22 protein-coding genes are annotated in these 20,654 nt (G+C 39.3%); 16 read left to right on the forward strand and 6 right to left on the reverse strand.

Annotated elements, in window-relative coordinates:
- Position 1: 1 nt before the first annotated feature.
- The 9 genes from ACOZ9X_RS12545 to ACOZ9X_RS12585 all read left to right on the forward strand — a co-directional run bounded on the left by ACOZ9X_RS12545 (position 2) and on the right by ACOZ9X_RS12585 (position 9,152).
- Positions 2-925, forward strand: a complete 924-nt coding sequence (locus tag ACOZ9X_RS12545) for a hypothetical protein (protein WP_423418469.1) — start codon at positions 2-4, stop codon at positions 923-925.
- Positions 926-943: 18 nt separating this feature from the next.
- Positions 944-1,714: an SDR family NAD(P)-dependent oxidoreductase gene (locus ACOZ9X_RS12550; RefSeq protein ID WP_423418470.1), complete on the forward strand. Its 771-nt coding sequence runs from the start codon at positions 944-946 to the stop codon at positions 1,712-1,714.
- A gap of 130 nt (positions 1,715-1,844) precedes the next feature.
- Positions 1,845-2,123, forward strand: a complete 279-nt coding sequence (locus ACOZ9X_RS12555) for an HU family DNA-binding protein (protein WP_066236049.1) — start codon at positions 1,845-1,847, stop codon at positions 2,121-2,123.
- A 170-nt stretch (positions 2,124-2,293) separates the two neighbouring features.
- Positions 2,294-4,138: a PAS domain S-box protein gene (locus ACOZ9X_RS12560; RefSeq protein ID WP_423418471.1), complete on the forward strand. Its 1,845-nt coding sequence runs from the start codon at positions 2,294-2,296 to the stop codon at positions 4,136-4,138.
- 53 nt (positions 4,139-4,191) lie between these two features.
- The gene (locus ACOZ9X_RS12565; protein ID WP_423418472.1) at positions 4,192-4,440 is read left to right on the forward strand and encodes a hypothetical protein; all 249 of its coding nucleotides are present in this window, start codon (positions 4,192-4,194) and stop codon (positions 4,438-4,440) included.
- 78 nt (positions 4,441-4,518) lie between these two features.
- The gene (locus ACOZ9X_RS12570; protein ID WP_423418473.1) at positions 4,519-4,962 is read left to right on the forward strand and encodes a helix-turn-helix transcriptional regulator; all 444 of its coding nucleotides are present in this window, start codon (positions 4,519-4,521) and stop codon (positions 4,960-4,962) included.
- Between the two features lie 104 nt (positions 4,963-5,066).
- A complete protein-coding gene (locus ACOZ9X_RS12575) occupies positions 5,067-6,815 on the forward strand; it encodes a metallophosphoesterase family protein (protein ID WP_423418474.1) in 1,749 nt (582 codons plus the stop codon).
- A gap of 197 nt (positions 6,816-7,012) precedes the next feature.
- The gene (locus ACOZ9X_RS12580) at positions 7,013-7,453 is read left to right on the forward strand and encodes a chemotaxis protein CheW (RefSeq protein ID WP_423418475.1); all 441 of its coding nucleotides are present in this window, start codon (positions 7,013-7,015) and stop codon (positions 7,451-7,453) included.
- Between the two features lie 10 nt (positions 7,454-7,463).
- Positions 7,464-9,152 (forward strand): methyl-accepting chemotaxis protein, encoded by a 1,689-nt coding sequence (locus tag ACOZ9X_RS12585; RefSeq protein ID WP_423418476.1) that lies wholly within the window; start codon positions 7,464-7,466, stop codon positions 9,150-9,152.
- Between the two features lie 212 nt (positions 9,153-9,364).
- Here ACOZ9X_RS12585 and ACOZ9X_RS12590 read toward each other — a convergent pair whose 3' ends face one another.
- The 3 genes from ACOZ9X_RS12590 to ACOZ9X_RS12600 all read right to left on the reverse strand — a co-directional run bounded on the left by ACOZ9X_RS12590 (position 9,365) and on the right by ACOZ9X_RS12600 (position 11,347).
- Entirely contained in the window at positions 9,365-9,595 is a 231-nt protein-coding gene (locus tag ACOZ9X_RS12590; RefSeq protein WP_423418477.1) for a hypothetical protein, read from the reverse strand.
- A complete protein-coding gene (locus ACOZ9X_RS12595) occupies positions 9,592-9,912 on the reverse strand; it encodes a YbjQ family protein (protein WP_137790415.1) in 321 nt (106 codons plus the stop codon). Before ACOZ9X_RS12595 ends, ACOZ9X_RS12590 begins: the two co-directional genes overlap by 4 nt.
- 64 nt (positions 9,913-9,976) lie before the next feature.
- On the reverse strand, positions 9,977-11,347 hold the full coding sequence (locus ACOZ9X_RS12600) for an FAD-binding oxidoreductase (protein WP_423418946.1): 1,371 nt from the start codon (positions 11,345-11,347) through the stop codon (positions 9,977-9,979).
- A 124-nt stretch (positions 11,348-11,471) separates the two neighbouring features.
- Here ACOZ9X_RS12600 and ACOZ9X_RS12605 point away from each other — a divergent pair, with 124 nt between their 5' ends.
- Entirely contained in the window at positions 11,472-12,041 is a 570-nt protein-coding gene (locus ACOZ9X_RS12605) for a BsuPI-related putative proteinase inhibitor (protein WP_423418478.1), read from the forward strand.
- A 248-nt stretch (positions 12,042-12,289) separates the two neighbouring features.
- The gene (locus ACOZ9X_RS12610; RefSeq protein ID WP_423418479.1) at positions 12,290-14,437 is read left to right on the forward strand and encodes an AAA family ATPase; all 2,148 of its coding nucleotides are present in this window, start codon (positions 12,290-12,292) and stop codon (positions 14,435-14,437) included.
- Between the two features lie 170 nt (positions 14,438-14,607).
- Here ACOZ9X_RS12610 and ACOZ9X_RS12615 read toward each other — a convergent pair whose 3' ends face one another.
- The gene (locus ACOZ9X_RS12615; RefSeq protein ID WP_423418480.1) at positions 14,608-14,697 is read right to left on the reverse strand and encodes a putative holin-like toxin; all 90 of its coding nucleotides are present in this window, start codon (positions 14,695-14,697) and stop codon (positions 14,608-14,610) included.
- Between the two features lie 411 nt (positions 14,698-15,108).
- On the opposite strand from ACOZ9X_RS12615, the gene ACOZ9X_RS12620 reads away from it, so the two are divergent.
- Positions 15,109-15,738: a hypothetical protein gene (locus ACOZ9X_RS12620; RefSeq protein ID WP_423418481.1), complete on the forward strand. Its 630-nt coding sequence runs from the start codon at positions 15,109-15,111 to the stop codon at positions 15,736-15,738.
- A 320-nt stretch (positions 15,739-16,058) separates the two neighbouring features.
- Here the strand turns inward: ACOZ9X_RS12620 and ACOZ9X_RS12625 are convergent, their stop codons facing one another.
- Positions 16,059-16,247: a hypothetical protein gene (locus tag ACOZ9X_RS12625; protein WP_423418482.1), complete on the reverse strand. Its 189-nt coding sequence runs from the start codon at positions 16,245-16,247 to the stop codon at positions 16,059-16,061.
- A gap of 201 nt (positions 16,248-16,448) precedes the next feature.
- On the opposite strand from ACOZ9X_RS12625, the gene ACOZ9X_RS12630 reads away from it, so the two are divergent.
- From ACOZ9X_RS12630 to ACOZ9X_RS12640, 3 genes are all read left to right on the forward strand, one after another.
- A complete protein-coding gene (locus ACOZ9X_RS12630; protein ID WP_423418483.1) occupies positions 16,449-18,851 on the forward strand; it encodes a penicillin acylase family protein in 2,403 nt (800 codons plus the stop codon).
- An 85-nt stretch (positions 18,852-18,936) separates the two neighbouring features.
- A complete protein-coding gene (locus ACOZ9X_RS12635) occupies positions 18,937-19,227 on the forward strand; it encodes a hypothetical protein (protein ID WP_423418484.1) in 291 nt (96 codons plus the stop codon).
- A gap of 249 nt (positions 19,228-19,476) precedes the next feature.
- A complete protein-coding gene (locus tag ACOZ9X_RS12640) occupies positions 19,477-19,815 on the forward strand; it encodes a VOC family protein (protein ID WP_137790409.1) in 339 nt (112 codons plus the stop codon).
- Positions 19,816-19,963: 148 nt separating this feature from the next.
- Here ACOZ9X_RS12640 and ACOZ9X_RS12645 read toward each other — a convergent pair whose 3' ends face one another.
- Positions 19,964-20,215 (reverse strand): hypothetical protein, encoded by a 252-nt coding sequence (locus ACOZ9X_RS12645; RefSeq protein ID WP_144702546.1) that lies wholly within the window; start codon positions 20,213-20,215, stop codon positions 19,964-19,966.
- Between the two features lie 182 nt (positions 20,216-20,397).
- Here ACOZ9X_RS12645 and ACOZ9X_RS12650 point away from each other — a divergent pair, with 182 nt between their 5' ends.
- Positions 20,398-20,649: an HPr family phosphocarrier protein gene (locus ACOZ9X_RS12650; protein ID WP_144702543.1), complete on the forward strand. Its 252-nt coding sequence runs from the start codon at positions 20,398-20,400 to the stop codon at positions 20,647-20,649.
- Positions 20,650-20,654: the final 5 nt, after the last annotated feature.

Here is a 20,654-nt window from a genome sequence, read left to right on the forward strand (position 1 = left end):
AATGATGCAATTTGAATCGTATCTAGCTTGGGGTATGTCGGGTATTTTTCTTATATTATTAATCCTCATCTATAAGAAAAAAGCGAATCATGAAGAATCTAACATTGGGTGGAAACTAATCGGTTACTTTTTGTTAGGTACGTTTACATTTCGCATTGATTCATTGGTATTGCCTATAGGTATTGCGATTTTTTTACTCTTTTTTCTTCCTAAGCTTATCGTAAATAAAGATGCAAAAAAGTGGGCTGCTTCACTTGGGTTGTTATCTTTTTTATCAAGCATCATTGTGGACCACTCAGTAACAGCTTTTTATGAAGAAGTGCAACATGTTAAAGCAGCAACGAATGTGTATGAGATGAATTTTTATAATGAATATGAGAAGGTAAAGAAAGCGCTACATGCCGAGGGAGAGCTTGCTTTAAACAATGTGGAAATCATCTTTAATAGCGATGGAGAAGTTCGGCAGTTTAACTATGAAACTTCTTATTATAGAGATGGTCGAGATATGAATGCATGGATCTCGTTGCATGATGGGAATTATCAAATAAGTACACATGTTATGGATGAAGAACTTGAAATGGTAAATCGTGAAAATTTTATTTCTTCTCCTAGCATTTATTTTAAAGCTCTCGATCTACATGGCTTAAAAAATATGGTGCCAAAGGGTGATTCCTATTACGTGAGTTTTACGAACTCTGATGAAATACAGCTTGATAAGAACAGCTCCCTATGGAATATAGAGAGATCAGGTATAACTGAAAAGACCGAAATGGCTGTATCTGCTGAAGACATTTCTGAAACGGAGGAAGAAACGGAGTTTGAAGCCTATCATATTAGCATCAATACGATGAATGCGATGGGTGCTGGAGCTTATGAGACAGACCAAGTCCGTTATTACATCATTTCCCCCGAACTTTTTAACTAAATAGAGGAGGTCATATACGTGTACTTACCGTCATTTTCACTTAAAGGCAAAACTGCACTCGTTACGGGTGCTGGTAGAGGGATCGGACAAGCGATCGCGATTGGATATGCAGAAGCCGGAGCGGATGTGGTCATTGTATCCAGAACACAATCTGATCTAGAAAAGACAGCACAGTTGATCGAAAGTGCAGGAACAAAGGCGTATCTTTATGAAGCGGATGTTACGAACAAGAATCAGGTTAAAGGAATCTTTGAAACACTAGATTCAGAGAAAATCAGGGTGGATATACTTGTGAACAATGCTGGAATGAATATCCGTTCAAAAGCTTTAGATGTATCTGATGAGGAATGGGATGCCATCATGCACACGAACCTTCGTTCAGCTTTTTGGTTTTCACAGCAAGCTGGTCAAAGAATGAAGCAAGCTGGAGGAGGGAAGATCATCACCATTTCTTCTGTTGCTGGACATGTCGCTCTTCGTACCGGCGTAGTCTATGCTTCTACTAAAGCTGCGATTATACAGATGACAAAGAACTTAGCTCTTGAGTGGGGACAGTACGGCATAAATGTGAACAGCATCGGACCGTGGTATTTTAAGACACCATTAACAGAGAAACTACTAGCTGACAAAGAGTATCTGCAAGATATACTCGATGTAACTCCGCAAAAAAGAGTAGGGGAATTACCTGACCTTGTGGGACCTGCGGTATTTTTAGCAAGTGAAGCAGCTGATTATGTGAACGGCCAAACTCTATTTGTTGATGGTGGAATGACCATCCAAGGGTTCTAATTTAAAAATAATTATTAAACTATATAAATATTTTTCGGAATTTTGTATCTTTCTGTATGAAACCTATTTTTTTCGTTAATAATGTTGCTACACAAGCAGTTCATTCAATGTTTGAAGGGAGCAACTTATAATGAAAAAGATGGATTTAGTAGATGCAGTTCGAAATGCAACGAGTATGAACAAAAAGGAATCAGCGCTTGCCGTTGATGCAGTGCTAGATGCGATTACAGATGCTTTGAAAAACGGTGAAAGCGTACAGCTTATCGGTTTCGGAACATTTGAAACAAGAAACCGTAACGCAAGAAAAGGACGTAATCCTCTTACTGGTGAAGAGATCATGATCCAGGCTAGTAACGTACCTGCTTTCAAGCCAGGTAAATCGCTAAAAGAAGCGGTAAAAGCCGTTTAATCGTCAGCAGATACGAAAGACGCTTTCCTCGAGGAAAGCGTCTTTTTGTCATATTTAGGCGAATAATAAACGAATTTGACGTGCGAAATCCTGAAAAAAATAAAGGAAAATAGACCCTTTTATTTAATTTATAGACGTTAAGAAAGTTTTAGTAAAAAAGGGTGGATAGAATGAAAGTATTAAGTCAGGACGAATTACCTGCAGTTGCCACTTTAAAAGAAATGATTGATGTCCTGCCCGAATTTGTTTGTTTAAGGTATCCGGATGGAACTTGGGCAGAAGCGAACCGGTTCGCTCTTAATATTTATGGAATCAACCATGATGAATATAAAGGAAAAAGTCTTGAGGAACTAGAAACAAGACTTTCATACGAAGCAATTGAACGTTGCAGCCTTTCCGATAACAGAGCATGGGAAACAAGAAAACCGATAAAAACAACTGAAAAGATAATGATGAAGAGCGGTCGTAAGGTGATGCTCGAGCTCATCAAGCAGCCTACCTTTACGAGTGAAGGTAAACCACAAGTGCTGGTTATCACAGGACGTGATATTACACCTCATAAACAGAAGGAAGAGGAGCTAAGTGTGGCATTAGATCTATTAGAGTCAGTCTTAAAAGGAACAACAGATGCCATTCTCATTATTAACACAAGGCAAGAGGTCATCAAGGTGAACGATGCCTTCATTCAGATGTTCGGCTGGGCTGAAGAGGATTTCTCGGAAGATAATGACGACTATCCTGTTATTACACCAGTACACCTGCAAGGTGAATCGAAGGAGATCATTGACTTATTAAAACAAGGACAATCCGTTCCGCTTCATGAAACACAACGTATACACAAGGACGGAACCGTTTTTGATGTATCTGCATCTTTTTCAAACATTTGTGACATGGACGGTAAAATTATGGGGTTCGTAATTGTATACCGTGATATTACTTCTCAGAAAAAAGTGGAGCGTGCTCTACGTGAAAGTGAGGCGAAATATCGTTTGATCGCAGAACATTCTACAGATCTTATTACTGTGATTGATCCGACTGGCAATATTCAATATGTATCTCCTTCACACCTACCTGTACTTGGCTATGAAGATGGTGAGATTAAAGGTGCTATCCTAGAAATGGTCCATCCTGATGATATACAGAGCCTCTCTGAACTTTTCATGAGAGCTCTGGTGAAAAAAGAACCGTTTCAGACAGAGTTCAGACTGGTTCATAAAAATGGTGATTGGATATTACTAGAGGCTCGTGGTGTACCAGTCATGACGAAAGACGGGCATGTGGAGAGCTTAGTTACCTTTGCTAGAGATGTAACGAAAGCAAAACAGACAGAAGAACTCATGTTAAAATCAGAGAAGCTCTCTGTTCTCGGAGAGCTTGCTGCAGGAGTCGCACACGAAATACGGAATCCGTTAACTTCACTGAAAGGATTTACGAAACTTTTGTCCGATGCAGACGATGTGATTCGGTTAGAATATTTAAGAATTATGGAGTCAGAGTTGAATCGAATCAACGACATTGTCGGTGAGCTCATGCTTGTTGCTAAACCGCAGGCGGTTAGCTTTGAACATACGAACATCCAAGAATTGATCTATAGTGTTGTAAGGTTGCTAGAAACGCAAGCGATCATGAAAAACATACAGATCTGGGTAAATATTTCAGATAACATACCGCTTGTATACGGTGTAGAAAATCAGCTTAAACAGCTTTTCATCAATCTATTGAAGAACGCGATCGAAAGTATGGATAAAGACGGAGAAATTCATATTAAGATTGGAACTCGAAACGATTCTGTCCTTCTCGAGTTGAAAGATCAGGGATGTGGTATTCCTGCAGAACGTTTAAAAACCCTAGGAGAACCGTTCTATACAACAAAGGAAAAGGGTACGGGCTTAGGATTGATGGTGTGCTTTAAAATCATTGAAGAGCATGGTGGAGCGATTCAGTTTTCTTCGGTTGAGAACGAAGGGACGAGAGTAGAGATCGAACTTCCAACTGCACCGTCTTCATCAAAATAAGGTTTAATGTATGAAGAATCCGACCACACTGTTCATAAGGGAGTGTGGGAGAGTTGAATAAATACCGTATCTTTTTTGTGTATCGAGTAAAGGATTTAAATTATCTCCATGTTCATGGGATGAACATGGAAAATAAAAAGTTATTCACAGTATTGATCTCATCCCCAAACGATGAGATGAACCTAGCTCAGCATCATAGTGAACTTCCTAATGAACTGTTGTCATTGTTGGAAGCGGAGAGCACACGAATTAATTCAGGGCTCTATGATCTTGCTCATTGGGAACCCTATACGTATAGCTAAAACTCCTTTCATTTTTGTTGAAAGGAGTTTTTTTGTGTAAAATGTTCCTAAAAGGATAAAAAGGAGATTCTCTTTATTATGACACAAGACGAAATTGTAGACTTGTTAACAGGCAAGATCAAACTTGTTCGAACTGAACTTGGATATACACAAGACAAGATGGCCGATATATTAGGAATTTCAAAGAAAACGTTAGTGCAGATCGAAAAAGAAAGAATCAAAGCGAGCTGGACTGTCATCGTTGCTATGTGTGCATTGTTTCGAAACTCAGACATTCTTAACCATGCATTAGGTGGAAATCCACTTGATGTTATGGAGCTCGTCGTTCATGAGTATGTAGCAGTACCGAAAGAAAAAACCTGGGGTGGACATGTCTGGTGGAAAGAAGTAGATTTACGTAAAGGCTACCGGCTTCAGCAGAATGTAATCAGTCAGCACTTCCGAATTCTTGATCAAAAGGATCATCGCGTTTATAGTTCGTTTGAAGAAAATGAAGCAAGAAAGAGATTGAAAGAGATATAGTAAAAAAAATAACTGTTTCATAAAAAGTTTAATGTGTTGTTACATGAAATTTACGTTGTGCTGTTACTTTCAAGATGCAAGTTATTTTGAAGGGAGAGTAACACATGAATTGGAGAACGAAGCTAACAGCACTTGTTATCTCGGGTGCTTTAACGATACCTGCTGGCCAAGCACATGCCTTCTTGTCTGGTATAGACAAACAAGATGGTGGGATTGGAAACACTGAAAACTATTTGGATAAAGTACCTAATTTAGAATTAGATCCAAAAGTAGATCATATTATTTATCCACTTATGTCAACTCCAGCAATAAAAAAGAACGGGTCTGATTTGACGATTAAGGTGGATTCAAAAGATAAAGAACCTGCAGGATGGGAAGTTTCTTTAAATCCAACTGAAGCAGCGCAAATTGATGGAACATTTACTCTTCCTGTAAAAAATGTGCAAAAAGGATCATCTTATTGGAAGGATAGCTCTTCTATTTATGAAGTTACGGTACAAATTCCAGACGAGGTTCCAGAAGAGTTATTTGATCTGCGAGTTTCTTATACCGGGAATGGAACTCGAATTACAGATGATGAACCAAACTCGGTTAAGGTAGTTAAAGAGTTCAAGGAAGAATTTAAGTTTATGCATCTAACAGATATTCATGTTGGCTCTCCACGCAATATTGCAGACCCAGCTAATATTATTGAAGCAGGATTGTGGCACCCAGATCGAACGAAACGTTGGTTATATCTCCAAAAAACGATTAAACAAGTGAATTTGTTAAAACCAGATTTTGTGGTGATGACAGGTGATTTAATGTATGGTCAGATGAATCCTAAAGAATACATCTATGAATATGAAGAAACATACCGCATGCTAAAGCAGTTTAATGTTCCTGTATATATCGTCCCAGGGAACCATGATTATTATGCACAAGATGCTACACTAACGGATGGTGCTAAGTATTGGGAACAATATTTCGGTCCCCAATATTTCTCATTTGATTATGGACCATATGCTCACATGATCGGATACAACTCTTTTGATTGGCACAAGTTTGATAGACAAGGCCACGGATCCGTATCGGTTCCTACTTGGGGTGGACAGATACGTGATGAGCAGATGGAGTGGATTAAAAAAGATTTAGCAGCTAACAAATCCAGTGCACAACCTGAGCAAGTAAGGGGATTATTTTCTCACCATAATCCGTTATGGCGTGATCGTGACATATGGCCGTCAACCGATCCGCATGTAAACGAGTATTGGAAAGAATACGATGCTAAGCATGATCCGCAGCATTTAACAACGCTCATAAAAGGTGAGGCGCTCGGTATTAAATACGATCAGCAATGGCACGGTGAAGGATCTCATGAACTGATTGATGTAATGAAGCAGAACAACGTTAATATATCTTTGCATGGACATACGCACATCGATAACATTACAGAGCAAGACGGTATTTTGTATTCCACGACTGCTTCTATTGAATTATCAGCTAAACCATGGGTAGGCTATCGTTTGTTTGAGAAGACTGCTGCTGATAATAAATTCAATTCATACGTATATGAAGGTCCAGATAGATCCATGCCAGTATATCAAAATGGGAATACGTCAGCTGGAGTTGTTTCATTTGAAAATAAGTTTCAACTGCCAAACGATGGATCTCAAGTTACCCAAACAGCTACAGTTACGAATCGTTTAAATAAATCTTTGACAGTAAATATCCCATTCTATATGAAACAAGGCAGCTACACGCCTTCTGTTGGTAAAGTAGTTGAAACACAATTATATGGTTCGAAACAGTTTGTAGAGGTGCAAGTAACCATTCCGCCAAATACGGTAGAGAATGTAGAATTAAAAAGATAAGTAAGAAGAACGCCTGAGCATTTTCTGCTCAGGCGTTTTTTATTGTTATAGTACATAAACTCGAGAAACTCTAAAAATGATTAGTAGATTTATTATCATTTTTGAGACTAAAACATTTGAAATTCTTAACCGATAAAAAGAGGGAGAACTCATGACTATTGTTTAATGAAGAAATACCTAGAAAAGGAGCAAGTGAGATGTCACTTAGCACTCAAACTTTAAAGATTGTTGTAATAACAGCTGGTGTTGAACAATATGGGCTGCCGATCGAACATGTCGCTTCGATCGAGCGCGTTCTGGACATAACAACGATGCCAGAGATGCATTCAGACGTATTGGGGATCATTCATTTAAGAGGAAACGTTATTCCGATCATTGATTTTGGACAGCTGATCGGTAAAGGAAAGACCGAGATCGCAGATCATACTAGAATTGTCATTTTACAGAATGAGGAAAAATTCTTAGGACTTCTAACGGAAGCGGCAACCGATGTTATTGATATCGAAGCAGATTCCATACAATCACCAGGAAGTTTTCGTTCAAAAGAGGATTCGTTAATAAAAGGTGTCTCTAAGCAGGATGATCACCTAATCATTGTGCTGAATTGTCCGGTTATTTTTAACAACAGAAATTTATAAGAGGTGACGTATGAAACTAACGTTAAGAAAAAAACTAGTAGGTTCTTTTTTAACAATTGCTGTTCTGTTTGCTGCAACTTGCGGTGTTTTCTTTTACTTTTTAAAAGACATGCAACAAACATACAGTGAACTATTAGACAGAAGAACGGTAATCTTTAACAATGCAAAAGAGATTGAACTTCAAGCGACTGTTCAAAACAATAGTGTCAGGGAATACTTGCTCGAGCAATCGACCGAAAGCAAACAAAAGTTGACCGACGCGAACGAAAGGATTAGTACACTCGTAAATGAAACGATGAAACTCGTTAAAGTAAAGGCAGATAAAGATAGACTGGAGAAGATTTATTATTTGAACAATGATTACAAAACGGAATCAGACCGTGTGCTGCAAAACTCAATGAGTAACATGGAAGCAGCAAATGAATATGCAAAAAGCACTCTTTTCCCGTTAGGCAGAGACATGCGAGCTGTAACAGATGAGATGGGCAAGAGACAAGCAAACCTAATGGCTGAAGGCAGAATTGTCGTTGCGGACAAAGAGAAGTTCGTTGTCTCTCTCATCACAATATTAGGAGTCGTTATTGTAGTGGCTGCACTTGCAATCGGTTACACGATGTCGCGCATGATCTCTAGACCTGTTGTGAGAATGTCAAATATGCTTAATGACATCGCAGATGGTGATCTGACGATGGATCCGATCTTTGTAAAAAATAAAGATGAGATTGGTATGCTCGCAGATGGCATCAACCATATGGGTACAAACCTTGCCACCTTAATCAGACAAGTAAGGGCCACTGCTGAACAAGTGGCAGCATCTTCTGAAGAATTAACCGCTTCAGCCGAACAAACGAGTATGGCAACAGAACAGATCGCGACAACGATAGGTGAGGTGGCAGGAGGATCTCAAGAACAAGTGCGTACGGTAGATGATATCGTAGAAGCCATGAACCAGCTTTCTGCCGGAATCCAACAGATCGCAGTTAGTATGCAGAACATGTCTGAAGCATCCGCTCGTTCAATGCAGGTAGCTGAAGGCGGAAATGAGACCATACAAAAGACGATCGGCCAGATAGATGCGATCCACACTTCTATGGACAGTACCTCTCAAGTTGTCAAGGATCTTGGTGAGCAGTCTCAAGAAATTACGAATATTGTTGACGTGATCACGGATATTGCCGGTCAGACAAATCTTCTAGCACTGAATGCAGCAATCGAAGCAGCTCGTGCAGGAGAACAAGGCAGAGGCTTTGCAGTAGTTGCTGATGAAGTACGAAAATTAGCAGAGCAATCATCAGCATCTGCATCCCAGATCGGTCAACTAATCACTAGCATCCAGGAACTAACTGAAAAAGCCGTTACCGCAATGAAGAACGGTGCAATAGAAGTAAATGGCGGTAGAGAACTCGTCTATCAATCAGGAGAAGCATTCAAAAGTCTATACGATACCGTTGCAGAAGTTTCTGGACAAGTTAGCGATATTTCAGCCGCAACAGAGCAGATGACAGCGAGTACCGAGCATGTTGTTGGCTCGATCGACGTGATCTCATCGATGGCAGAAACAGCAGCTTCGTCAACGCAAGAAGTTTCTGCTTCTGCAGAAGAACAGCTAGCAAGCATGGAGGAGATCTCATCTTCCTCAAACGCACTTTCACAGCTAGCAGAAGAGATGAACGAAGCGATCAATAAATTTAAAGTGTAAAGATGAAATAGAAATGAAAGCTGCCCACTTGAAAGGGGTGGCTTTTTTGTTGGTGCCAGACGATAAATTCCTGTGACCGAGCATAAATCTCATGGATCGAGCATAAAACCTTTCAAACGCACAAAAATAAAATTTGAAAGAAACATAAACTTGATCAGCTACAAAAAAGCTTGTCTATTAAGGGAACTCCCCAAATAGACAAGCTTTTATCTTTATTCTTCTTTATAAAACCGATCACCTGTTTCAGGATTATAATAAACACGTTCCCTTTTTCCTGAGGTTGAATCTATTGATATTTCATCTGTCCAAATATAACCTGAGGGCACTTTTGTTTCACTTTTTTTGTATCGCTTATCAAAATACATCCAGGAGATGATGCCTAAGATAACTAGAAAGAGAACAGACAATACCTGCCAGCCGATTAGGATACTTATGATGTTCATTGTTTTTCAATGACGACAACCGTTCCATAAGCAACGATCTCGCTCATGTTATTGCCCATCTCTCCAGAATCAAAGCGCATCATGATGATTGCGTTGCCACCCATCTCAGTAGCATTCTTTACCATCCGGTCAACGGCTTGCTTTCGGGCATCTTCAAGCATGCTCGTATATTCCTTGATCTCACCACCCATGATTCCTCTTAATCCCGCCATGATGTCGCCGCCGATACCACGGGCACGTACAACGACTCCAAAAGCAGATCCTTTTACTTCCTTCACCTCATAGCCTTTTATGTTCTCAGTTGTAACGACGATCATGAAATAACGCCTCCTTGGTTTGTTATAACTCTAATACGAATCATACAAGCCTATCGTTTCATTTCTATATTATGATCTTACCAGGGTTTAAAATGTCGTTTGGATCCAATTGTTTTTTTATAGCGAGCATGATAGGAAGAGTATCAGCATGTTCCTTTGCCAAATATTTTGCTTTTCCGATTCCGATCCCATGCTCTCCTGTACACGTGCCGCCTTTTTGAAGAGCATGATCTACTATACGAGCGTTGACCATATCTGCCTTTTCACGCTCTATTGTAATCGAGCTATCGTACATTAGGATAGCATGAAAATTACCATCACCTACATGACCGAGGACTGCACCAGGTACTCCTACCTCGTCCATCGTTTCTCTAGCGTGTACGATTGCTCCAGACAATTCGGAGAGTGGAAGACAAACATCGGTAAACATCATCGATTTACCTGGATATCCATGTTTAAATGCATAAGCTAAATGGTGTCTTGCTTCCCAAAGTTTAGCGCGAGCCTTAGAATCACGTTCCTCTGTCCACTCTAAACCACCATAGCTCTCGAGCAATTCCTTTGTGAGTGATGCTTCATATGTAACACTTGCTGGATTTCCTTGAAACTCTAAAAATAAGGTAGGAGCTTCTGTATACGAAGTATCACTATTGTGGTTCACTTGGACGATCGAGCGTTCATCAACCAGTTCCATCCTTGCGATACCAGTCCCAGAGCCAAGAACTGCACTTGCTGCTTCAACTGCCGTTTGAACAGATGAAAACGTGCATCTTGCTGCAAGTATTGCCTCAGGAATTCCGTATACTTTTAATGTGATCTCAGTAAATACCCCTAAAGTACCTTCTGAGCCTACAAACATGGAGGTCAAGTGATAGCCCGCCGACGACTTAGCAGCCATTCCGCCGGTTTGAATAATTTGTCCATCCGCTAATACGACCTGAAGATTTCTTACTTGGTCGCGCATGATTCCATATTTTACGCTTGTTGTTCCACTTGCATTCGTAGCTGCCATCCCGCCAATCGTAGCATCAGCTCCAGGGTCGACTGGAAAGAACAATCCGAATTTTTTTAGTGCTAGGTTTAGCTGAGTGCGTGTAACGCCAGGCTGTACTTTCACTAAAAAATCATCTGGACGAATTTCCAGCACTTCATTCATTTCTTGAAAGTTTAGGGTGATGCCACCTTTTACGGGTATACAGTGACCCTCAAGACTAGAGCCGACTCCATAAGGCACAACAGGAATTTTATTTTCATTTGCGAATTTAAGAATAGAAGAAATTTCATCTGACGATATCGGGTATACAACTACATCAGGAGAAACAGGGTGGTGATAAGATTCATCGTGACTATGTTGCCAGAGGACCGTTTCGTTTTGTGTAGCACGTTTTTCAGAAGTTATTTTCTGCATTTCAAGCAAAAGATCAGTCTTTGTCATTTTCAAAGAAACACACTCCTTATACGTATGATTTAATCTCTATTTTACATGAAGTAAGCTAAAAATCCTTTTTAAACATGAAATTACGTATATATGCCCAAACTAACAAGTGAGGTGAAGAACGATGACAAAATGTAGGACAAATAACTGGCATGTTATACTGATCATATTATGTATTTCGATAGTCGTTACAGGCTGTGGGAACGATGACAGCCAAAACCAATCCGAGGGGAGCGAGCAACCAGTGATAGGTGATGGTAAAAAAGATGATAAGAAACAACAAAGTCCTAAGGAAGGCAAAGAAGAGCGATCAGGACAAGATGGTCAGAACGGTATCGTTGCAGGAAGTATTGAAAGTACGATTAATGTTAAAGAACAGCAGAACGAAAAAGGTATTCTATTTCGATACGAATTAAAAAATCAAACAGAAAAAGAGAAGGTTTTTCAATTTTCGTCTAGTCAAAAATTCGATTATGTGATCAAAGATAAGAATGGGAAAATTGTTTACCAATACTCGAAAAATCATATGTTCATGCAGGTACTTTCTTCATTAAAACTGAAACAAGCCGATGTTTTTAAACAGGACATTTTAGTGAATAATCTTGAGCCGGGAGCATACACGCTTGAAGTTTGGTTGACGCCAACCGGAGAAACAGAAGATTACAGACAAAAAATCACTTTTAATTGGAACTAATTTGGGGAAGAGATGAGTTAAGAGCTCATCTCTTTTTGTTATCTTTAACAGTGAAACAAAATACTTGAAAGTCAAAAAAGGTCAAAGTATAATATGATTAAAGGTGAAAGGTCAAAGAAAGTCAAAGTCAAACTTTTAGCAACAGACCAAATCACTTAAATCAAAAAAGTTGCGAAGTGAAAGGCATACCGTTATAATCGCAAATAATTTATACAATTTTTTAAAAAAACTTATAGGGGGTTACAAGTATGCGTTGTGAACAATGTGAAGTTAATCCTGCTACGATTCAAATGAGTATCTCTATGAATAAAGAAAAGAAACAATTTGTGCTTTGCTCTAATTGTTATCATAAAGTAAAACAAGAAATGACAACTGGGGGAGGAATGAACATGAATTTTTCTTCTTTCGATGATATTTTTCAACAGATGATGAATGGACAAGCATTTGCAGACCAAGCGAACGATCCACATCATCAACAAACTCAAAAAGAAAAACGTGGCGGTGGAGGCTTCTTAGATAAATTCGGCCGAAACTTAACAGATGCTGCAAAAGCAGGAATTATTGATCCAGTCATCGGACGTGATCAGGAAGTACGTCGTGTGATTGAAATCTTAAATCGTCGTACAAAAAATAATCCGGTAATGATCGGGGAACCTGGTGTTGGTAAAACAGCAATCGCTGAAGGCCTAGCTAGTAAGATCGTAGAAGGCAATGTACCAGCAAAACTTCTGAATAAAGAAGTCTATTTGTTAGATGTTGCTTCACTCGTTGCAGACACAGGCGTAAGAGGTCAGTTTGAAGAAAGAATGAAACAACTGATCGCAGAACTTCAAAAACGCAAGAACGTCATTCTTTTTGTAGATGAGGTGCATCAGATCGTAGGAGCAGGGTCTGCTGAAGGTTCAATGGATGCAGGAAACATTTTAAAACCAGCACTGGCTCGTGGTGAACTTCAGATGGTTGGTGCTACAACACTTAAAGAATATCGCCAGATCGAAAAAGATGCAGCGCTTGAACGACGCTTTCAGCCTGTTATCGTTAACGAACCAACGACGGATGAAGCGTTTGAGATCCTTAAGGGACTTGCGTCGCGTTATGAAGACTATCACCAAGTTAAATTTACAGAAGAAGCTTTAAAAGCTTGTGTTACGTTATCACAACGGTATATTCAAGATCGTTTCTTGCCCGATAAAGCGATTGATCTTATGGATGAAGCAGGTTCAAAGAGCAACCTTCAACATATTACGATTGAGAAATCGTCCATCGAGGAGCGCTTAGAAGAACTCGTTAAAGAAAAAGAGAAAGCTGCTGCAGATGAAAACTATGAACTTGCAGCTAAACTTCGACAAGAAGAACTAGTGCTCGATGAGAAACTTAAAACACAAGAAGAAGATAAAAAGGCAGCGATTGTGCAAGTAGAAGATATTCAACATATCGTGGAACAGAAAACAGGAATTCCAGTTCGTAAACTGCAAAGTGATGAACAGTCTAAGATGAAAGAGCTTGCTGCAAAACTTTCAGCTCAAGTAATCGGACAAGATGAAGCGGTGGAAAAGGTAGCAAAAGCGATTCGCAGAAGCCGTGCAGGATTAAAAACAAAAAAACGTCCGATCGGTTCCTTCTTATTCGTAGGACCTACGGGTGTAGGGAAAACTGAATTAACAAAAACTTTAGCTAAAGAGATCTTTGGTGATGAAGAAAGCATGATTCGTCTCGACATGAGTGAGTATATGGAAAAGCATGCTGTATCCAAGTTGATCGGTTCACCTCCAGGATATGTAGGACATGAAGAGGCGGGACAGCTTACAGAACAAATCCGCCGTAAGCCTTATAGCATACTGCTGCTCGATGAGATTGAAAAAGCTCATCCAGACGTACAGCACATGTTCCTACAGATCATGGAAGATGGCAGATTAACGGACAGTCAAGGGCGTACAGTAAGTTTTAAAGATACTGTGATCATCATGACAAGTAACGCAGGTTCAGCTGTAAAACAAACAAAGAAACTTGGCTTTAATACAGAAGAGGTTGAAAAAGAGACACAGATTTTAGACTCTTTAGGCGGCTATTTCAAACCAGAATTTCTTAACCGTTTTGATAGCATCGTACAATTTCAGTCGTTAAAAGAAGAACACCTTGTGAAGATTGTTGATTTGATGCTACAAGAGCTTTCAGATCAACTTCAAGATCAAAACATTTCAATCGCAGTAACTTCAGCTGCAAAACAGAAGCTTGCTAAACTAGGTTATCACCCAGCATTCGGAGCAAGACCACTTCGTCGGATCATTCAAGAACATATCGAGGATAAAATTGCAGATGTTCTTTTAGATGACGAGAGTGTCGAGAAGCTAGCAGTAAATGTTGCAGAAGGACAAATTGTTGTGAAAAAGGCGTAAGTAGGATAGAAAGAAGAGTTAAAACTAAAAACCTTGCTTGGAGAGTATCTCCAGCAAGGTTTTTGTTTTACAATTCAAAGATAGGGTATGTAGCTTTTAAATAAATTTATCCGAAAAAATAAGCCATGCATCTGCATGGCAGAATGAATAAGAAACAAAACTCTCTGTCTTTATGAGTCATCTTTGGAGCGGATAATGGTAAGAACAAGCATTGAAAAACCAACCATGAGTGACATCGCTTCAAATACTGTCATCCCCATCCCTCCTTACCAATTAGGAGTAAGACTCGTACAGAAACTAGAGAAGGAAAAGTATTGTATGATTACCATTTTATCCCGATTTATAAAATGAAACAAGAATCGGAAAGACTATTTCTAATAACTCTATTTAGGTCAATAGGATTATTTTACCAATATTATTTACACGCATGTATCGATTTTGTTTTTCATTTTTTTCGGGGTAGACTAAAAGACCTATAAAATAATCAATTCCAATACATCTAAACAACAGGTGTAGCTAGGAACATCGCGAAAAGAAATAAAAATAAGCACAAAACGAAGAGTAAGCATTTTCTTTTCATTCTTTTCATCCCCCTTGTGTATATCAATGTATAAAAAAATGACAATCTTCATGACTATTATTCAAGGAAAATTTTTAAGGAGGATTATTCGTTGGACACATCATATGTTTGGTATGTAAGTTATGGATCGAATTTAATGGAGCACCGTTTTTTGTGTTATATTCTTGGTGATCAGCCAGAAGGTTCTACTCAACGGGAAAGAGGCTGTAGAAATCCAGCCATGCCTCTTAAAAATGGTAAAGCTGTTTTGCCATACCCTCTTTATTTTGCAAGAGAGCGGACGAAATGGGGAGAAGGTGGAGTGGCTTTTATCGGTCACGAAAGAAATGAAGCATACGAGACGTATGGAAGAAAATACTTGGTCACTGTCGAGCAATTCTTAGATGTTACAGCTCAAGAAAATAGCTGCGAAGAGATAGAGGCTGACTTGGAGGAAGTTATCGAAAAAGGATATATTCACTTTGGCCAAGGCTGGTATAGCCGCATGGTGTATCTTGGTGAGGATCAAGGATATCCGATGGTTACTTTCACTTGCAATCTTGATATGCACGAACAGGATTTAAATCCACCACCAGCAACTTATCTCATCACCATCGCCAAGGGACTTAGTCAGATAGGTCTATCTTGCGGTGAAGCGGTAAAATATTTTGCTCAAACTCCTGGGATTGCAGGCCGAATGAAGGATGATGAGATCGAAAGTATAGTTAAAACGTATTTTTAGCATGACAAAAGCTAGATAACTTGTCCAACCACCGGCTAATTTACCGATTAAAGGATTGAACATAGGCCTAGTGGTATACGTCTAATGGAACTTACGTGATCTGAAAATTGGTGAGATAATAAAGTCCCCTATACATATAGAGGTGCTTCCTATAGAGAAGCACCTCTTTTTTTTGTCCTTTTCTTAAAGGGTGTTATCGTCCTAAGCAGTTTAACTTCGTTTCATGGCTGCTCGCTTTCGGCAAAGCGATGGGTGAACGCCCATTCATACTTTCTATTTTAATTTGGCTCATCCGTCTAAGTGCACAATATAATATACACTTATGCGTTCATTTTGATTTGTTTAATAGAGATGATTGCAGCAGAGCAATTGAATTGGTCAGCGATCAGCACTTTTACTTGTTCGTGGAGATTGGCTTTGCTGGGATAGATGTTAACAATCACGATGTTTCCTTCTGTAATTTTCTCCTCACCATGACTAAGTTGAAAATCCACTACAATTTTAGCCATCTTTTTTCTCCTTATCATTTATGTCATAAACTGCTTGCTGAGGTATTCGACATGTATACGAAAATCCTGTCTTAATTTAGAGAAATTAGGCGAAAAGTAGGGAGGATTTTCAATACATTTACTTTTATCAATTTGTTACAGGGGAAATCCGTCACATTATAGAATGTAATTAGGAAGATTGTAGTGGCAGGGGGTCTATAGGTGGAAAGTACGCTTCAGAAAAAAAAGTCCGTTAAACGAATTACTTGGAAAAAAAGTTTAGTGATTATCGGCATCGCTATCGTTGTGATTCTAGCAGCTGCAGCAGGTACAGCCTATTTTTTGCTACAAAAAAGCAAGCCTGTAACTAAGGGGGCCATTCCTCTAACCGGACTTCAGGCAAATGTAGATGTTTATAGAGATAAAGATGGAGTTCCCCATATTGAAGCAGAATCGATGAAAGACCTATTTATGGCTCAAGGTTTTGTAACGGCGCAAGACAGGATGTTTCAAATGGATTTGAGCAGAAGACAGGCCTCAGGCATGCTTAGTGAGGTAATTGGGGAAAAAACACTCACCCGTGACAAGTTCTTTAGAACATTAGGTTTAAGAAGAGCGGCAGAAGCTTCTTATGATGAGTATTCTCCTGAAATGAAACAATATTTGTCATGGTACGCAGATGGTGTGAACGCTTATATGGACCAGGCGAAGAAAGATAATACCCTACCTATAGAATTCTTGCTCGTTGGGTATGAGCCTAAAAAATGGACCCCCGTTGATTCCCTCGTAATCGGTAAATATATGGCTTTCGATCTTGGTGGCCATTGGGAAGGACAAGCATTTCGATATTATTTAACAGAAACGTTTTCAAAAGAAAAAGCTTTGGATCTATTTCCAGAATATCCGAAGGACGCGCCAACCATTTTAGAGGATCTTCAAACAGAAAGTATTGATTTTGAGAAAAGTTTCGCAGGATCGGTAATTCCAAACTATCATAATGGAAGTAATAACTGGGTAGTTGGTGGCGATAAGACGAAATCGGGTAAGCCGCTCCTAGCAAATGATCCACACCTTTCACTAGGTACACCATCTATCTGGTATCAGGCCCATCTTAAAGCTCCAGATTATGAAGTTTCCGGTGTAATATTCGCAGGAATACCAGGCATTATAGTAGGACATAACAAGACGATCGCATGGGGTGTTACGAATGTAGGACCGGATGTTCAAGAACTATATGTTGAAAAAAGAAACCCAAAGAACTCTTATGAATTTCAATACTTAGCAAACTGGGAAAAAGCTGATGTAGTAAAAGAAAGAATCAAAGTAAAGGACAAAGTGGACATAGATCACGAAGTAGTAATCACGAGACACGGACCTATTATCTCAGAGTTTGCACATCATGATAAACCAGGTACAGCTCTCTCGTTAAAGTGGACAGCTCTTCAACCTTCAAAAGAGCTTGAAGCTGTCATTATGATGAACCGCTCAAAAAATTGGGATCAGTTTGAAAAAGCGCTCCAATCGTTTCATACACCTGCACAAAATTTTGTTTTCGCTAGTACAGACGGAACGATTGCCTATAAAGCAAACGGATTGATCCCAATTCGTAAACAGGGATATACGTCACTTCCTGTTCCAGGATGGACAGATCAATATGAATGGAAAGGGTATATACCGTGGGACGAACTGCCAACGAGTCTAAACCCTGAAAAAGGATATATTGCGACTGCGAACAATAAAGTTACTGATGATTCTTATCCTTATCATATTTCGGATACATTTGCTCAACCTTATAGACAACAACGTATCGTAGAAGTACTTGAAGGAAAAGAAAAGCTTACGGCAAAAGACATGCAATCTCTGCAGCTCGATCAAAAAAACAAACAAGCAGAAGAAATGCTCCCGATCTTTATGCAACAAGTAATGAAAAAACCATTGAACGAAAAGGAAAAGAAAGTTATCTCACTTCTGAAAAAATGGAACCATAGCGATAGCAAAGATAGTGCTGCTCCATTAATCTTCCATATTTGGATGAGTCATTTTAGCGATGAGTTGTTTAAGGAAGAAATCAGCGAAGAGATGCTGAAGATGTTTGATGGTAGGGAACAAGTGGTGGACGAACTGATAAGAAAGGCGAACGCTGGAGATCCCGGCCCATGGATTAGAGAAAATGGCGGGTTAGAAAAAGTTACTCAACGCTCTTTTGAATCGATGATAACCTTTCTATCAGAAAAATTTGGGGATGATTCATCGAAGTGGGAATGGGGAGACTTTCATACGTTAACATTTGAACATCCTCTTGCTGCCATCAAACCTTTACATCTATTATTTAATCCTCCTACACAAAGCATGGGTGGGAGTAGAGTGACAGTTGGTGTAGCCGGATGGGACCGGGAAACAGGCAACATTACACACGGTGGAGCTTGGCGCATGGTAATCGATATGTTTGATACTTCGAGATCTTATCATGTAGTAGGGCCAGGTCAATCCGGCCATATACTAAGCCCTTGGTATGAAGATCAGGTTGAAGATTGGGCAACAGGAAAGTACCACGAAACTGCTCTAGATCAGAAAAGATGGCCGAAAGATCAGCATCTCGTTTTGAAGCCAAAAGTAGAAAAATAAAAAACGGTAGACTCTTGTCTCTGTCAAAATAACAGGTTGGACATATGGTGTAGAGAAGGCAAAAACAAGCTGGGAGGTTTACCCTTTGTCATACCAAACATATCACCTGTGCCGTAGTTATTTAGGCAGATCGGTATATATTGATTGTCATTGCGGCACAAGATATCATGGTGTTCTTAAGCATGTAGATGAGAGTAAAGCGTATATTCTACCGTATAGTTCAGAGAGTCAGGACGAGAGCAGCAACCGCTTCTTTTTTGCTCCTGCATTAGTAGGACTAACACTTGGAACCATCGCAGGTCTAGCACTAGCACCACGACCGTACCCAATCTACCCTGTCTATCCGCCATACCCATATCCGCCGTATCCGTATTAAGTTTCTAAGACTGATCTATCTACACACACTCTGTAGATAGATCAGTCTTTTATCTTGCGCTTGAAAGATTTTCAGGAAATTTCTAGAGTGAGTAAAGACCAATCATTTAAGCAGTCTTTCTAAAATAAAGCTTTTTATAAAAATGAGCAGGAAATAAAGAAGAAGAGAGGGAATTTAACGAATACACAAACGTAAAAAGGAATATAAATCTAGCACATGATCACGAATTTTTTACGAGGGGGTATTGGTATGAAGCTCGCGTTTTTGTTTCACCCAGTAAAAGATTTACAAGAGTCTCAGCAATATTATGAAGGTCTTGGCATGACTGAAGCCTGGCGTGAAGGTAATCAAGTACTAGGGATGTCCATGAAAGATTGTGAAGTGCAGTTGATGATTGAGGAAGATGAACATGATCTTGGACCAGGTGGCGTATTTTTAGTAGATAGTGTAGATGATTTCTATCATGAACATGAGGGAAAGCTGAACTTCGTTAAATTACCTTGCACGATTCCTCCTGGAAGATATGCGATCTACCAAGATGCAACAGGCAATCCTATCCGAATCATTGATTCTACGAATAAAGACTAGAAATGGGTAAAAAACACCATCCAACTTTTTGAATGGTGTTTTTGTTTTGCTTTTTTTAAGAATGCAGCCTCTGCTGGTTACAAGAGAAGGCGAGTAATGGATGAAATCACTATTCTCTCTTCAAGTACTAATGAAGAAGGGGATTTCTCTAGTGATAAAACTCATCGTTTTCGTTTAATGCAGGATCATGCAGATCACCAACGAAATGTAACAAACTATCACCTTCGAAATAATAAGGTTCTGTGTCTTCTAACCAGCTTCTGTATTCTTGAAAATCTTGATTAAAGTCTCCAGAAAAGAAACGGTGTGCTACCTCGTTTGTTAATGTATCGATGATTACGATACCTCTGTAACTTTGACGATCGGGTTCATCATAATCGCATGCTATGTAATAAGCCATAATGTTACTCCTTTTTCAGTCATACTCATAATGTTGCAAATTAGTTCTTTTTTCATACCATTATTTTTCAGATTCTTCATAAATTGAATGCATAAGCCATAAAACTCTAACATGGAGTTAAAACGCTCTTTACATTTTGCTAGTAAAATCAAAAATGAAGAGGACTGAAAGAGGGTCATACAATGAAAACTTACTTTATGGTACAAGAGAAGATCAGACCAACTTGGATCCATGAGATGGTCGTCAAAGCGAATGAGTTTGAACAATGCCAGATCTTTTTTGAATGCAACACGTTAAGAATCAATGCAAAAAGCCACCTTAGTATGAGTCTTTTAAATGGCATGCAAGGGGTCTGCTGCGTTTCTGCAACTGGAGAAGATAGCAGGGGAGCAGTTGATGCATTAAGAAGTTTAGGAACAGGCACATTATCATAAAAATA

This window comes from Fictibacillus nanhaiensis (assembly GCF_049537595.1).
In the GTDB taxonomy this organism is placed as follows: domain Bacteria; phylum Bacillota; class Bacilli; order Bacillales; family Fictibacillaceae; genus Fictibacillus; species Fictibacillus nanhaiensis_F.

What these genes read in the sequence shown, in the direction of transcription:
- ACOZ9X_RS12545 (WP_423418469.1), top strand. Translation starts at nt 2, where the DNA reads ATGATGCAATTTGAATCGTATCTAGCTTGGGGTATGTCGGGTATTTTT.
- ACOZ9X_RS12555 (WP_066236049.1), top strand. Translation starts at nt 1,845, where the DNA reads ATGAAAAAGATGGATTTAGTAGATGCAGTTCGAAATGCAACGAGTATG.
- ACOZ9X_RS12560 (WP_423418471.1), top strand. Translation starts at nt 2,294, where the DNA reads ATGAAAGTATTAAGTCAGGACGAATTACCTGCAGTTGCCACTTTAAAA.
- ACOZ9X_RS12570 (WP_423418473.1), top strand. Translation starts at nt 4,519, where the DNA reads ATGACACAAGACGAAATTGTAGACTTGTTAACAGGCAAGATCAAACTT.
- ACOZ9X_RS12575 (WP_423418474.1), top strand. Translation starts at nt 5,067, where the DNA reads ATGAATTGGAGAACGAAGCTAACAGCACTTGTTATCTCGGGTGCTTTA.
- ACOZ9X_RS12580 (WP_423418475.1), top strand. Translation starts at nt 7,013, where the DNA reads ATGTCACTTAGCACTCAAACTTTAAAGATTGTTGTAATAACAGCTGGT.
- ACOZ9X_RS12585 (WP_423418476.1), top strand. Translation starts at nt 7,464, where the DNA reads ATGAAACTAACGTTAAGAAAAAAACTAGTAGGTTCTTTTTTAACAATT.
- ACOZ9X_RS12590 (WP_423418477.1), bottom strand. Translation starts at nt 9,595, where the DNA reads ATGAACATCATAAGTATCCTAATCGGCTGGCAGGTATTGTCTGTTCTC.
- ACOZ9X_RS12595 (WP_137790415.1), bottom strand. Translation starts at nt 9,912, where the DNA reads ATGATCGTCGTTACAACTGAGAACATAAAAGGCTATGAGGTGAAGGAA.
- ACOZ9X_RS12600 (WP_423418946.1), bottom strand. Translation starts at nt 11,347, where the DNA reads ATGACAAAGACTGATCTTTTGCTTGAAATGCAGAAAATAACTTCTGAA.
- ACOZ9X_RS12605 (WP_423418478.1), top strand. Translation starts at nt 11,472, where the DNA reads ATGACAAAATGTAGGACAAATAACTGGCATGTTATACTGATCATATTA.
- ACOZ9X_RS12610 (WP_423418479.1), top strand. Translation starts at nt 12,290, where the DNA reads ATGCGTTGTGAACAATGTGAAGTTAATCCTGCTACGATTCAAATGAGT.
- ACOZ9X_RS12615 (WP_423418480.1), bottom strand. Translation starts at nt 14,697, where the DNA reads ATGGGGATGACAGTATTTGAAGCGATGTCACTCATGGTTGGTTTTTCA.
- ACOZ9X_RS12625 (WP_423418482.1), bottom strand. Translation starts at nt 16,247, where the DNA reads ATGGCTAAAATTGTAGTGGATTTTCAACTTAGTCATGGTGAGGAGAAA.
- ACOZ9X_RS12640 (WP_137790409.1), top strand. Translation starts at nt 19,477, where the DNA reads ATGAAGCTCGCGTTTTTGTTTCACCCAGTAAAAGATTTACAAGAGTCT.
- ACOZ9X_RS12645 (WP_144702546.1), bottom strand. Translation starts at nt 20,215, where the DNA reads ATGGCTTATTACATAGCATGCGATTATGATGAACCCGATCGTCAAAGT.
- ACOZ9X_RS12650 (WP_144702543.1), top strand. Translation starts at nt 20,398, where the DNA reads ATGAAAACTTACTTTATGGTACAAGAGAAGATCAGACCAACTTGGATC.